The following is a 14,225-nucleotide window of genomic DNA, read 5'->3' as shown; positions in this document are numbered from 1 at the left end:
TTTTGAATTAAAACCATTTTCGGGTAAAAAGATTAATTAATGATTTTGGGTTAAAAATGAAGATAAAACGTATTTTCTCTCCATAATTTTTTTCTGACAGTTCAAATCCGTTTGAAGAATATACAGGAAAATACAATTCGAAGTAATCCTGAACTAAATTTAACCGAATACCGCTGTCATAAAGAAACGTATTTGAAGCCCCTTTATTTTTTATAAAACCAAAATCTGCATATGCATCAACCCAGTTCCATAGTATAGAATAACTCAGATTCGCCGTTGTCAGCCATTGATCAGCTTCAGACGGATTTAAAAATGATTTAAAACCTCCCTGAGCATGGATATACTGCTGACTTAAGATTCCAGTTATATCAGACCTTGCATAGACGGCATAATCAAACATATAATCGTTTACTCGTGATACACCAAAATTATAGTTTTGAGTATTGTTGCTATTATATAAAAAGGTTCCTGCAAAAACTCTGGCATTAAAATATCGGTTGTCATTAAACAATTTACGATATTCCATCTCAGCCGATACTTTACCAAAATAACTCGAAAATTGAACATCTGTAAAGAATCTTACATGACTTGTAACCTCGGTTTTTATATTAAAGTATTTAATGTTAAAGATAGAATAGTTATCAGTACTGTCGGTTACAATTGCTGATGGCTCCTTATAAATGATATTATATTTCATCATTAAAGCCTGTTTCCTATTATCACGATAGTTTGGCTGTCTTAAAAAAAAGGATAAGCTTGGATATAATTTCAAATAAGCCGCATCTGATGCATAATGGAAATAAGAACCGTTTAAAGAGTATCGAATGTTGTAGAGATTTCTATCCCTTAAATATTGATTGTATGCAAAGGTGTAGCTGCCAACAATTGATTTGGTATTAATGGAATACATCGGATTTAAAATAAACATAAACGGTTTATCAAAAAAGCTGTAATTATAAAAACTTACTCCTGGGGCAAAACCATCATATTTATTATAAAACAGCGTAGGCACATAAAATAATTGGGAGTAATGCGGGTCTTCTAAATCTTGAAAAAAAGTCATTTTTAAAGGACGGTTCAGCGAAAGAGCATTCAGCGATTTCCAATTGTTTCTCAAATTGAATTCGGGAACTTCATTTTTATAATTTAGAGCTAATTTGTCGATACTTTTTCTTTCTAAAGTTATCTGCTTATCAATTTCACTAATTTCAAGCCATTTTTTAAAAATAACCTGTTTATCTCTAATTCCAAATATTGGCATTGGAACCAATGGAAATCCTTTGTTCTTTACAGTAAACGTTACACTGTCTTTAGTTTTAGAAACGGCATCAAATTTATAATCAATGATTTCCCTGCTGTCAATTATATGATTAAAAAACCAATCGATATCTTTTGGAGTTTTTGATTTCAAAAGCTCCTCAAAATCATTTCTGTCTGTTTGTTTTTCTTTATTGAGACTGTAAAAATCTTTAATTCCTGATAAAACTATTTTGCTGCCAAGATAATCGTCAAGATACTGCATGCTCAATCCGGCTTTGTATTTATTTGCAATTTGAACATTGTATTTTATCAATGTATTTTTTGAAGCATTAAGAGGCTGGTCAAGGTTTTTTCTGGCCATCAGCATGTAATAATAGCTGTACTGCTCATTAAAATCAGTTTGTGCCATCTTAAAACCTCTGAGTAAAAAATATTTTGAGGCAGATCCCATCATTTTGCTTTTAGGATGATATTCATCGATATAATTCATCATCGTAAAGATTTGGATTCCGTCATAAATCCAGTTGTATTTTCTCGAATCTAACCGCATGCTGGTTTTTAGATAGTTATTCATGAAGGTTTTTAAAAACTTAATTTCAAATAAAAAGTCTTCGTGAAAAGGGCGCATGAATTTTGGAAGCTGATTTAAGCCGTAAAAAGGATTTTTTTCATAATCGGCCTGAGATATAATTATTTTATCAAATGGATATTCTCCAATCTGATTCTTGGCAAAATCAGCAGTTCTTTCAATGATTTTTTTCTTTAATGAGTCGTTAAACTTTCCAGATCGAATATTTGTAAAAACTTCCAGACCGTTAATTTTAAAATTAGTGTAACTGGACTCCTTTTCTATAATGAGATCAACATCACAGATGTTTTTGCCTGTTAATCGAATGTTAGTTTCCTTATCAGTCTGTGCTGACTGTTCAACTGCTAAATTAGTAGTAACTGCATTTTTTCCGCTGATTTTTAAATCAATATCAAAATCTGAAACAGCATTAGCAATGTCATCAAGATTTTCGTTGCTGTATTTTACAAACTGTTTGTTCTCATATCGGGCAGGCGTAAGAAACCAATTTTTGAGATGCATGCCATATTTTTCAAAATAACCATAACCAGTAAATTTATCGCTGGGAATTTTGGAAACATACGTAAGATGTAATTTAATTTTTTGATTTGGAAGTAATTTTTTGTTCAGAAATATAGTAATATAATCAGGATTTTTTTCAGTTCTTTCCCATGTAAAAGAGTTTTTATCAGTATCTTCAATAATTAAATTGATAGTCCCGCCAAGCTCTTCAGTAGAAGCCATGTGAAATTTATTGTAAAACTCATCCGAAAAACGTTTTCCCAAAGGACTTTTTTTGTTCGAAAATGCATTATTCCAGTCATTCAGTATAATTGAAGACAAAGTATCATTAGATTGATTGTAAAAAGTAATTTCCTGATTAATTGATACTGTTTTATAATCCATATTCGCCACCGCAGCTATCTTTGATTGATGCTGGGCATATTGTTTTTGAGCTGTCAACAAAACAATAAGGAATAAGATAATTTTACAGTAAGTTTTCAATTTGGAGCTGTATAAGTTTACGAAGGCATAAAGCTAATACAATTTACAAATTTTTAGGAAAAGTTCAGTATTAAGCGGGTGAAATGCGCTGAAAGACGTTAAAATGAAAAACCCGACGCATTCTTTGAAGATGGGGCGGGTTTTTGAATTAGAAATTAGGACTTAAATCGTATTTTTTGTAGAATTTATTGATGACATCAACTACTTCATCTTCAGTGTCGACAATCTTAAATAAGTTCAAATCATCGGGGCTTATTGTATGTTCTCTTTCAAGTAAAACTTCTTTAATCCAATCGATTAAACCTGACCAAAATGAACTTCCAACCAATATAATCGGGAATTTGCCAATTTTTTTGGTTTGAATTAAAGTAATTGCTTCAAACAATTCGTCCAATGTTCCAAAACCTCCCGGCATTACTACAAAACCTTGTGAATATTTTACAAACATTACTTTTCTGACAAAGAAATAATCGAAATTCAGGTTTTTATCTCTGTCAATATAAGGATTAAAATGCTGTTCAAAAGGTAATTCGATATTCAAACCTACTGAAGTTCCTCCGCCTAAGTGAGCACCTTTGTTACCCGCTTCCATAATTCCTGGACCGCCTCCGGTAATTACACCATAGCCTGCTTTACTAATTTTGAAAGCAATTTTCTCAGCCAGCTGATAATAATGGTCTTCAGGTTTTATTCTTGCCGAACCAAAAATTGTAACACAGGGACCAATACGTCCCATAGAATCATATCCGTTAACAAATTCGGACATGATTTTAAAGATTCCCCAACTATCATTGGATCTAATCTCATTCCATGTTTTTTGTTTAAGACTATCTTGAATTACTTTGTCTTCGTCATTGTCGAAATCTTCTAGTTTCATATGTGTTTAGTGTTAATTTTTAGGAGCTATTTACTTCGTCAGCCCGCTTCGCTCGTGCCGGCTATCCGTTTTCAAAAGGAACTATTTTTAAAACTAAAGTAACTCTTTTTTCAAAAATTGTGCTGTGTAGCTTTTTTTGTTTTTTACAATTTCCTCAGGAGTTCCTTTAGCGACTAGAGTTCCACCGCCTTTCCCTCCTTCTGGGCCAATGTCAATAATGTAATCGGCAAGTTTGATAACATCCATATTATGTTCGATAATCAGGATGGTATTTCCTTTGTCAACCAATTTGTTAATTACATCCATCAATACCCTAATGTCTTCAAAATGCAAACCTGTTGTTGGTTCGTCAAGAATATAGAACGTATTTCCAGTATCTTTTTTAGACAATTCTCCAGCTAGTTTGATTCGCTGTGCTTCACCGCCAGAAAGTGTTGTACTTTGTTGTCCAAGTGTAATGTAGCCCAAACCAACATCCTGAATTGTTTTTACTTTTCGATAAATTTTTGGAATATTTTCAAAGAAAGGAACCGCTTCATCAACCGTCATATTTAAAACGTCAGAAATAGATTTTCCTTTATAGCGAATTTCTAAAGTTTCTCTGTTGAAACGTTTTCCTTGGCAGGTTTCACATTCCACATATACATCTGGTAAAAAATTCATTTCTATAGTACGCACTCCGGAGCCTTCGCAGGTTTCACAGCGTCCGCCTTTTACATTAAAACTAAAACGTCCCGCTTTATAACCACGAATCATACTTTCAGAAGTCATTGTAAAAAGATTTCGTATTTCAGAAAAGACTTCGGTATAAGTCGCAGGATTAGAACGCGGCGTACGCCCAATCGGACTTTGGTCAATATCAATAACTTTGTCGATATGCTCCAAGCCTTCAATTTTTTTATACGGTTTCGGAATTTTTACACCATTAAAATAATAGGCATTCAAAATAGGGTAGAGGGTTTCATTAATCAAAGTCGATTTCCCGCTGCCCGAAACACCTGTAACGCATATCATTTTACCCAAAGGCAATTCGATCGAAACATTTTTTAGATTATTTCCAGTCGCTCCAGTAAGTTTTAGGAATTTTCCGTTTCCTTCACGGCGTTTTTCTGGAATTTCTAATTTCATTTTTCCATTCAGATACTGCGCTGTAATTGTATCCGAAGCTAAAGTTTCTTTAGGAGTTCCTATACTGATGATTTCACCACCATATTTCCCTGCTTTTGGACCAATATCAATCACATAATCGGCACGTTCCATAATATCTTTGTCGTGTTCAACCACAAGTATTGAGTTACCGATGTCTCGCAATTGCTCTAAAGAATGAATCAGTTTTTCATTGTCTCTTTGATGTAAACCAATACTTGGCTCATCCAAAATATACAAAACACCCACCAGTTGTGATCCAATTTGTGTCGCTAATCGTATGCGCTGTGCTTCACCGCCCGAAAGCGATTTGGAGCTTCGGCTTAAAGCCAGATAATTCAAACCAACATTCATCAAAAAAGTCAATCGGTCTTTGATTTCTTTAATTACTTCGGTGGCAATTATTTTTTGTTTATCAGATAAATGTTTATCCAAATCAAAAAACCAGGCTGTCAAATCAGAAATGTCCATATCGCACAATTCGGAAATGCTTTTTTCATTTACCCTAAAATAATTTGCTTCTTTTTTCAATCGGGAACCTTCACAGACAGGACATTTTATTTCGTCCATAAATTCTTTTGCCCAACGCTTAATTGCTGTTGAACCACTTTCGTCGTGCTGATTTTTTATGAAATGGGAAATTCCCTCAAAATCAATTTTGTAATCTCGGGCAACACCTAAATCTTTAGAATTAATAGTAAATTTTTCTTTTCCGCCGTTCAAAATCATTTCCATCGCCTCGGCAGGAATTTTTTCAACGGCATCAGTCAATTTAAAACCGTATTTTTCTCCAATGATTTCCAGCTGCTTAAAAATCCAAGAAGATTTATATTCTCCCAAAGGTGCAAAACCACCAGCTTTAATGGATAATTTAGGATTTGGAATAATTTTATTGATATTGATTTGATTAACGGTTCCCAATCCGTTGCAATGATCACAAGCCCCTTTTGGAGAGTTGAACGAAAATAAATTCGGTTCCGGATTCTGATACGAAATTCCAGTTGAAGGACACATCAAATTCCGGCTGAAATAACGCACTTCATTCGTATCCTGATCGAGAACCATCAATACGTTTTCGCCGTGATGCATGGCAGTGTTGATGCTTTCGGAAAGACGTTTTTCGTTGTCAGGAGTATTTTCAATTACCATACGGTCAACGACAATTTCGATGTCGTGGGTTTTGTAACGATCCAATTTCATTCCAGAAACCAAGTCCAAAATATCTCCGTTGACACGGACTTTTAAGAATCCCTGCTTGGTAATCTGCTGAAAAAGTTCTGCGTAATGCCCTTTTCTGGCTCGAATGACCGGAGCGAGAATATTGATTCGTTTTCCAGTAAAATCCTGAATAATCAAATCCTTGATTTGGTCATCCGAGTATGAAACCATTTTTTCACCAGTGTTGTAACTGTAAGCATCGGCACCACGTGCATAAAGCAAACGAAGAAAATCGTAAATTTCGGTAATGGTTCCTACAGTCGAACGAGGACTCTTGCTGGTTGTTTTTTGCTCGATGGCGATAACAGGAGAGAGTCCGTCAATTTTATCGACATCAGGGCGTTCCAAACCGCCGAGAAATTGTCTTGCATAAGCCGAAAAGGTCTCAACATATCGGCGCTGTCCTTCGGCATAAATAGTATCGAACGCTAATGAGGATTTCCCTGAGCCCGAAAGCCCGGTAATTACAACCAATTTTTCCCTTGGGATGGAAATATCTATATTTTTTAGATTGTGAACGCGTGCGCCCTGAACTTCAATCGTATTGTCTGTGTCTAGCATAATTTTTGCAAAAAAGCAAAGTTACCATTTTGATTGGTTCTTTTAGTTGTAGAAAGCAAAAGTTTGTGCTAGTCTGCTATAATAAAAAAACGCTAACCTAAGCTAGCGTTTTCTTTTGCGATTTGTAATATAATCTTCAATGGCTTCACGTGTTGTAAGCCAGTTTCGTCCTTCTTTATAAGCGTCTATCTTACCTGTCCGGGCTAATAGACTTATGTATTCCTGACCATATTCCATACCGGGTTCTTGAATAATATTTGAAATTTCCTGATATTCGGTATAATTGTCCGGCATTGCAGTTTTGTAAATATTCAAGGTACGTTCCAGTGCCTGACACATCAATAAAGTGAGTTTTTGATAATTACCTCCATTAGCCTGATTTAAGGCTTCGTAATATTTCTTTCGGTCATTTTTTAAAATAATAGCTGGAGGAAAACCACTTCGCATTAATATTAAATTCATTGCCAATCGAACTGTACGGCCATTACCATCAAAAAAAGGATGTATCCACACAAATTTATGATGAAAAATAGTTGCCAGCTCAATATCATTCAGCTGTAATGGATTGGTATTTACAAAATCAATTAATTCATCCAGTAAATCAGAAACTTTATTTGCATTTGGCGGTGTAAAATTAGCACCAGTTATTCGTACTCCTCCATTACGGATTCGTCCTGCAAAATCATCTTCTATGGATCGCAAAACCAAACCATGCAATGACAATACATCGATACTGCGCAAAGTATAATTATCATTTACAATTGAATATAAATAATCAATAGCCTTATCGTGATTATGTGTTTCAAAATGTTCTCTTAGTGATTTCCCTTTTACAGTTATCCCTTCCTGAATGACCATTTGGGTTTCGCGCAGGCTCATTGTGTTTCCTTCTATGCTGTTTGAGTTGTAGGTCCATTCAATGGAAAGGCTTTCCCTGATTTTATTCAATGCAATATTGGGCAGAGGTCTGCTGGACTGCAGAGTTTGTCGTTTTTCGTGCAATCTGTCAAAAGTTGACTGTAGTTCGTCTCGGTATGTTAAATTAATGTCCCACATACCACAAAGATATAATTAATATCGGATAGTTGAAAAAAAATATTTACCCGATATTAAAATTATTCTATCGTCATAGACTTCAACTTACTTCGGTATACTTCCAGAGCGACAGATTTGGATATAAAACCATAATATTTGTCATCACTTATGACAGGAAGAAAAGCTTTTTTGGAACTCTCAAATTTATCCATTACAATTTCCATACTCTGCGAAGGATGAACAATGGTAACTGGCTGAACCATAATTTCTTTTATTAAAGTATATTTTACTCTGTATGGGTTAAAAATGATCTCCCTAATATCATTAAAATGTACAATTCCTAATAGACGTTTTTCATTGGAAACCACTGGAAAAATAACTTGATTTGAATGAGAAATCAAATCAACCAATTTTTCAAGAGTATCTTCTGGCTTAACAGTTAAATAATCGGTCTGAATAATTGAGGCGGTATTTAAAGTTGAAAGAACATTTGAATCTTTGTTACTGGTAAAAGCATGTCCCTTTTTGGCTAGATTTTTCACATCTAAAGAGTGTTTCTCAAATCGTTTTGAAATGGCAAAACTAATAGAGGCTACAATCATAAGCGGAATCATTAAGCCGTAACCGCCAGTAATTTCAGCAATCAAGAAAATTGCGGTTAATGGTGCATGAAATAATCCGCTCAAAATTCCTGCCATACCAACCATCGTAAAATTACCAATGGGCAAATTAGTCAAACTGGTTAGGTTCAATAATTTTGAAAAGAAAAATCCAACATATGAACCCAGAAAAAGGGAAGGAGCAAAATTTCCTCCATTACCGCCACTTCCTAAGGTAATTCCTGTTGCAAAAGCTTTTAACAGTAATGAACATCCAATAAAAGCCAATAAAGCCCAATTATTGTTTCTAAATTCACTAAAAAGAGTATTCTCTAATAATTCGCCCGGATCACTGCCGGCTAAACTGCGAATGCTTTCATAACCTTCTCCAAATAGTGTTGGAAAAACAAATATCATAAGTGCTAAAATGGAAGCTCCAATAAGAGCTTTTGTATATAGAGGAAATCTAATATGTCCAAAAAAATGTTCCGTTTTTTGAAAATTTCTGGCGTAAAAAACAGATACAAATCCTGTAGATACTCCCAGTAATACATAATATGGAATATTATGGTAATTAAACGTTTCTCTGCTTGGAAAATTCAGCAAAATAGTCTCATCTAAGGCAATTGCAGAAACCAATGCTCCAGTAGCGGCAGCGATCATTATTGGCGTAAATGCAGAAACGCTGACATCAACAAGCAGCACTTCAACGGCAAACAAAACTCCAGCAATTGGAGCATTAAAAGCGGCTGCTATACCAGCAGCGACCCCACAGCCAATTAGGAGTGTCCGATCTTTATAATGTAATTTATACCGTTGTGCATAATTAGATCCAAATGCAGCACCGGTAACTACAATAGGGCTTTCAAGACCAGCAGAACCACCCATACCAACAGTTAGGGAGCTGGTCATGATTTGGGCGTACATTTGTTTTTTCGGAATAATACTTGCTTTTTTAGCAACAGCGTATAAGATTTGTGAAGTTCCTTTTTCAATCGTTCCTCCCAAAAAACGTTTAACTACAAAGACCGTAAGCATAATACCAATTACCGGCAGCATTATCTTGATAAGTCCAATTTTAAAAATAGCAGCATGGACAGTTATGTAAGTAGCAAATCTAAAAACCCAGTGAGCAAATGTTTTTAAAATAATTACAGCAATTGCAGAAGATATTCCAACTAAAACGCTTGATAAAAAGATAAATTGTTTTGGAGTTAAAGCCGATTGTGCTAAAGCCAGCAGAAGTTCTATTTTTGAAAAAAACTTTTTAAACATTGTGATTGAACGTTGATTTATAACAAAAATAGGCTTTTTTGATGTAAAAGCTACAAATTATTCCATTAAAGACATGGCGTGTTTTGCAACAATTCCAAAATTATATCCTTGCGCTTGATCATAGCCAGCATAATTCACAGCAATAAGCTGTCCGCATTCATTAAAAACCGGCGAACCACTGGCTCCATGGGTTGAAGTCACATTATACTGCACGCTAACACCATCAGATTCTTTGTTGATCTGGCCTTCATAAACCTGCACTTTTATCCCTTTTCGGGTATTAGCTAACTGCATTCCCATCGGATATCCGATCAAAATTGCATTGGTTCCTGGTTTTATACTTGAATCATCCTGTACAGCATTATCCAAATCAACAATATTGGATACAGAATCTGGAAGGTTTTCACTATTAAGCTGTAAAATTGCAACATCAACCTCTTCTTCATCGGCAATTTTCAATACTTTACATTGCAGCCAATCATCTTTTGAGCCATGAAGAGCTACGCTGATTTCAACAGTTTTTGGAACAATTTCGATATCCTCTAGTTTGGTGTAGATAATCTGACTCGTTATAGCTTTTTCTTCTGACTGATTTTCAGATATCAAGTCATTTACTTCAGTAGCAACACTTGATGAGTCAATATTTGCAGCAGGTGCCGAAGCAACTGGAGTTTCTTCAGCTTCTTCATCGGAATAATTACCTTCTTCTTCACCGCTGTAATCATTCCAGTGCAGTTCAAGGTAACTTTTATAATCTTTTTTATCAATAGAGTCAGGTAGAATTGCTGCGATATGATCTTTTAAATCGCTAAAATCATCCTCTTTAGTGTTATCATCATACTTCCAAGGTTCGGCAACATGGTGGTTGGTAACTATTTTGCCATCTTCAGAAACAAAAAATCCTGTTCCGGAAATTGTTTTTTCCTCAAATGAATTGTCATCTACTGTAATCTGGAATGGTTCAGATCCTTTGATGGAAATTTGCAGTGCATAAGTGTGTTTGACAAGTACTACTGCATCTTTATATTTTTCATAAATCTCAGTCTGATTATTGAGACAGACAGCTTCTTTTTTATTGAATTTATTCCAAACCCTTGGTATTATTATTACTCCGAGGACAATTAGAACGCCGGCTATTAATGCAATTTTTTTATTTCTGGATTTATTATCTATTTCAAATGAATTTGTTTCATTTTTTCCTTCAGAAGTCTGATTGTCTAGCATTTTTATTTAATTTTTGTAAGCAAATTTAGTAAAACAAACCGTACTAATTATGAAGAGATTTATTTTTAATTTAAAATATTTTTACATAAAAATAAGTCTTTAATAATCAGCTGAATGTAAATAAAATTAGCTGATTTTTTATCATAAATTTTTCAAAGCTTCTCTTTTGCTCAAATTTTTTAGATCCGAAATAGATACAAAATTTTTAACCGCAATGGGATTTACTTTTGAATATTCACGCAGAGCCCAGCCAATAGATTTTTGGATAAAAAACTCATTTGAAGTTCCATGTTTCTCACAAAGTGTTTTAAGTAAATCAAAATCTGTTTTTCCTTTATAGCTCAGCTGAAAGAGAATCGCACTTCGATTGAGCCACATATTATCTGAGTTTGAAAAACGGGAGATAACATTGCCTCTTTCCAATGGAAATTCCAGCAGATATTCACCCAGAATAAATTTAGCAATAACATCCACACTGTCCCACCAGGAATGAGTAATTATAAGCTTTTCAATAAACTTAATATCTTCCTTTAAATATTTTTTTTTGAGATTTTTTATCAAAATTTCAAGAGCGCAGTAATGCAGTTCACGTTCTTTTTTTGAATATAATGACAATGCTATTTCTCGTGAGTTTTCAGCAGTTTCCTTTTGGTTTTCAAGACAAATCTTTTTAAAAATAAATCTTCTTTCGTTAGTCTTTATACCAAAAAAAGGAAAATTGTTTTTCATATATTTTGACATAGCTTCTGCATTTACAGCATCAGCAGATTCATTAAAAGCTTTTTCTAAAGAGTAAATAAAATTCATAACAAAATTAATTTTTGATGAGCTTCGATTCTTATATCTTCAAAAAAAGCAATGAATTCCGACTCGAAATCACTATAATATTCAGAAAGTTCATTGGAGGAAAATCTCATTTTGGATTCATTTTTCGTTCTGCCATCCATTTGTGTCAAGATTTTACTGATTCCTTCTACGGTTTGGTAGCTCATCAGCCAATTGCGCTCAATCATGTACGGCATAATTCCTCTGGTTCTTTCAGATAAAAACTCATAATTATCATGAAGCGATTGGTAAAAACGGTTTGTGAAATCTGTCAGACTTTCTTTTGAATAATTGCTCCAGTTTTTTGCCAAAAAATGATCATAAAAAACATCTGTAATAACGCCGGCATAGTGATGGTATTTTTCGTGCAGGCGTTTGGTGCTCTTTCTGAAAACAGGATGAGCATCGGTATAAGTATCTATGAAACGGTGCAGCAGAATTCCTTTTTGTATTTCCAGAGGATAAGTTTCAAATTGTTTACCCCTGATGCCGTCTGCCATGAAGTTTCCAATTTTTATCAAATCACTGTCTCCTGATAAATAGATGTGGGCTAAGAAGTTCATTGAAATTTTAGATTTTAGATTAACGATTTCTGATTTTTGATTTAGAAATCAAGTCTGAAGATGTTTTTACGTGTGTTTGTTTGATAAAGATATAAAAAATCACCAATCCTTTTTATTAAAACAATTTGATGCTCAAGATCCAATTCCTTTTTGCGATTTAGTCCTTATAAAGACATAAACTTTTTTATATTTGCCTTAATAAAATAATTCTAATATTTGATTGTAAAGTAGAAATCTGCAATCTAAAATCGTTAATCTAAAATCATAATTTAAATGACTTTAATAAAATCAATATCAGGAATCCGAGGAACAATAGGGGGTAAAGTAGGAGACAATTTAACTCCTGTTGATGCTGTGAAATTTGCTTCGGCTTATGGAACCTGGCTGAAAAATCATTCTAAAAAAGACAAGCTGACTGTTGTTGTAGGACGTGACGCTCGTATTTCGGGACCTATGATTCACAATTTGGTTATCAATACACTAATTGGTTTAGGAATTAATGTAATCGATTTAGGTTTATCAACAACGCCGACTGTTGAAATTGCCGTGCCATTGGAAAAAGCTGACGGAGGAATCATTTTAACAGCTTCTCATAATCCAAAACAATGGAATGCATTGAAATTATTGAATGAAAAAGGAGAGTTCTTGAGCGGTGCAGCCGGTGAAAAAATTCTTGAGATTGCTGAAGCAGAAGCTTTCGATTTTGCAGATGTAGACAGTTTAGGTCAGATCACTGTAAATGATGCTTATATGGACATTCATATCGATGAAGTCTTGAACTTGCCATTGGTGGATATTGAAGCAGTAAAAGCGGCAAAATTTAAAGTTGTGGTAGATGGCGTAAATTCATCAGGAGGAATTATTATTCCAAGATTATTAGAATTAATGGGTGTTGAAGTAGTAAAATTATACTGTGAACCAAACGGGCATTTTCCTCACAATCCAGAACCTCTGAAAGAGCATTTAACGGATATTTCAGAATTGGTGGTTAAAGAAAAAGCGCATTTGGGAGTTGTTGTTGATCCAGATGTAGATCGTTTAGCTTTTATAAGTGATGATGGTGAAATGTTTGGCGAAGAATATACATTGGTAGCCTGCGCAGATTATGTTTTGAGCAAAACTCCAGGAAATACAGTTTCCAATATGTCATCTTCACGCGCATTGCGTGATGTTACTAACAAACATAATGGCAGCTATGAAGCCAGCGCAGTAGGCGAGGTGAATGTAGTAGAATTGATGAAGAAAAACAATGCAGTCATTGGAGGCGAAGGAAATGGCGGTATTATTTATCCAGAATCTCACTACGGTCGTGACAGCATGGTGGGCGTGGCTTTATTTCTGACTCATTTGGCAAACAAAAAAATCTCAGTTTCTGCCTTGAGAGCTTCGTATCCTGAATATTATATGAGTAAAAACAAAATTGAATTGACACCACAAATTGATGTTGATGCAATTCTTGCTGCAATGACCGAGAAATATAAAAATGAAGATATTACCACTATTGACGGAGTGAAAATTGATTTTGCCGAAAATTGGGTGCATTTAAGAAAATCAAATACAGAACCTATAATACGTATCTATACCGAGGCTTCGAGCCAGAAATTAGCTGATGATTTAGCCTTGCGAATTATCGATGAAATAAAAGCTGTTGCTGGAATATAATCTAAAACCCGACTGCCGTCGGGTTTTTTTATGTATTGTCGGGATGACTGGATTCGAACCAGCGACCCCTAGCACCCCATGCTAGTACGCTGCCAGGCTGCGCTACATCCCGGTTTTGAGTTTGCAAATATATTTTTTTACAGAAAATAAAAAAAGTTTGAGACTTGTTTTTCCACTATTAAAATAAAAGTATAGGTAGACAACCCCTACAAAAATGATTCATAAAACTACTTTGCTATCATTTGCGGCTGAATTTTAAATTTAAAAATCCATCCTTTTTTTATAATCTATAGATCAAATAGGTTAAATAGATATTTTGTCTAAAAGCCTATTTGTATGGATATTTCTCAAAAAGTTAGAGACTTAAAAGAATAATATTGTAATAATTATCATTTTGTGTGATAAAA

9 protein-coding genes and 1 tRNA gene are annotated in these 14,225 nt (G+C 34.3%); 1 reads left to right on the top strand and 9 read right to left on the bottom strand.

Annotated features, from left to right (window positions below; translation table 11 throughout):
- Window positions 1-7: 7 nt before the first annotated feature.
- The 8 genes from OZP07_RS11905 to OZP07_RS11870 form a co-directional block, all read right to left on the bottom strand.
- Window positions 8-2,833 carry a gluzincin family metallopeptidase gene (locus OZP07_RS11905; protein ID WP_349293634.1) on the bottom strand — a complete coding sequence of 942 codons (2,826 nt, stop codon included), beginning with the start codon at window positions 2,831-2,833 and terminating at the stop codon, window positions 8-10.
- A gap of 148 nt (window positions 2,834-2,981) precedes the next feature.
- Window positions 2,982-3,710, bottom strand: a complete 729-nt coding sequence (locus tag OZP07_RS11900; RefSeq protein WP_281635244.1) for an LOG family protein — start codon at window positions 3,708-3,710, stop codon at window positions 2,982-2,984.
- 93 nt (window positions 3,711-3,803) lie between these two features.
- Window positions 3,804-6,635 carry an excinuclease ABC subunit UvrA gene (gene uvrA / locus OZP07_RS11895; protein ID WP_281635243.1) on the bottom strand — a complete coding sequence of 944 codons (2,832 nt, stop codon included), beginning with the start codon at window positions 6,633-6,635 and terminating at the stop codon, window positions 3,804-3,806.
- A 102-nt stretch (window positions 6,636-6,737) separates the two neighbouring features.
- Complete coding sequence (locus OZP07_RS11890; RefSeq protein ID WP_281635242.1) at window positions 6,738-7,691, bottom strand: Fic family protein; 954 nt, start codon at window positions 7,689-7,691, stop codon at window positions 6,738-6,740.
- Window positions 7,692-7,750: 59 nt separating this feature from the next.
- A complete protein-coding gene (locus tag OZP07_RS11885; RefSeq protein ID WP_194640573.1) occupies window positions 7,751-9,544 on the bottom strand; it encodes a chloride channel protein in 1,794 nt (597 codons plus the stop codon).
- Window positions 9,545-9,601: 57 nt separating this feature from the next.
- A complete protein-coding gene (locus OZP07_RS11880; RefSeq protein ID WP_281635241.1) occupies window positions 9,602-10,768 on the bottom strand; it encodes a S1 family peptidase in 1,167 nt (388 codons plus the stop codon).
- Between the two features lie 141 nt (window positions 10,769-10,909).
- Complete coding sequence (locus tag OZP07_RS11875) at window positions 10,910-11,575, bottom strand: DNA alkylation repair protein (protein WP_281635240.1); 666 nt, start codon at window positions 11,573-11,575, stop codon at window positions 10,910-10,912.
- On the bottom strand, window positions 11,572-12,156 hold the full coding sequence (locus tag OZP07_RS11870; protein ID WP_281635239.1) for an acyl carrier protein phosphodiesterase: 585 nt from the start codon (window positions 12,154-12,156) through the stop codon (window positions 11,572-11,574). The genes OZP07_RS11875 and OZP07_RS11870 overlap by 4 nt, the downstream gene beginning before the upstream one ends.
- 273 nt (window positions 12,157-12,429) lie before the next feature.
- Here OZP07_RS11870 and glmM point away from each other — a divergent pair, with 273 nt between their 5' ends.
- Window positions 12,430-13,818 (top strand): phosphoglucosamine mutase, encoded by a 1,389-nt coding sequence (glmM, locus tag OZP07_RS11865; protein ID WP_194640577.1) that lies wholly within the window; start codon window positions 12,430-12,432, stop codon window positions 13,816-13,818.
- A gap of 38 nt (window positions 13,819-13,856) precedes the next feature.
- On the opposite strand, the gene OZP07_RS11860 is transcribed toward glmM, so the two are convergent.
- Window positions 13,857-13,930, bottom strand: a tRNA-Pro gene (locus OZP07_RS11860).
- Between the last annotated feature and the right edge of the window lie 295 nt (window positions 13,931-14,225).

It is taken from the genome of Flavobacterium marginilacus (assembly GCF_026870155.1).
Lineage (GTDB): Bacteria > Bacteroidota > Bacteroidia > Flavobacteriales > Flavobacteriaceae > Flavobacterium > Flavobacterium marginilacus.
Note: the sequence above shows the minus strand (reverse complement) of the source record. Positions and strands in the feature narration are given on the sequence as shown.

Coding starts and splice junctions, on each gene's coding strand:
- OZP07_RS11900 (WP_281635244.1), bottom strand. CDS start 3,710: ATGAAACTAGAAGATTTCGACAATGACGAAGACAAAGTAATTCAAGAT.
- uvrA (WP_281635243.1), bottom strand. CDS start 6,635: ATGCTAGACACAGACAATACGATTGAAGTTCAGGGCGCACGCGTTCAC.
- OZP07_RS11890 (WP_281635242.1), bottom strand. CDS start 7,691: ATGTGGGACATTAATTTAACATACCGAGACGAACTACAGTCAACTTTT.
- OZP07_RS11885 (WP_194640573.1), bottom strand. CDS start 9,544: ATGTTTAAAAAGTTTTTTTCAAAAATAGAACTTCTGCTGGCTTTAGCA.
- OZP07_RS11880 (WP_281635241.1), bottom strand. CDS start 10,768: ATGCTAGACAATCAGACTTCTGAAGGAAAAAATGAAACAAATTCATTT.
- OZP07_RS11875 (WP_281635240.1), bottom strand. CDS start 11,575: ATGAATTTTATTTACTCTTTAGAAAAAGCTTTTAATGAATCTGCTGAT.
- OZP07_RS11870 (WP_281635239.1), bottom strand. CDS start 12,156: ATGAACTTCTTAGCCCACATCTATTTATCAGGAGACAGTGATTTGATA.
- glmM (WP_194640577.1), top strand. CDS start 12,430: ATGACTTTAATAAAATCAATATCAGGAATCCGAGGAACAATAGGGGGT.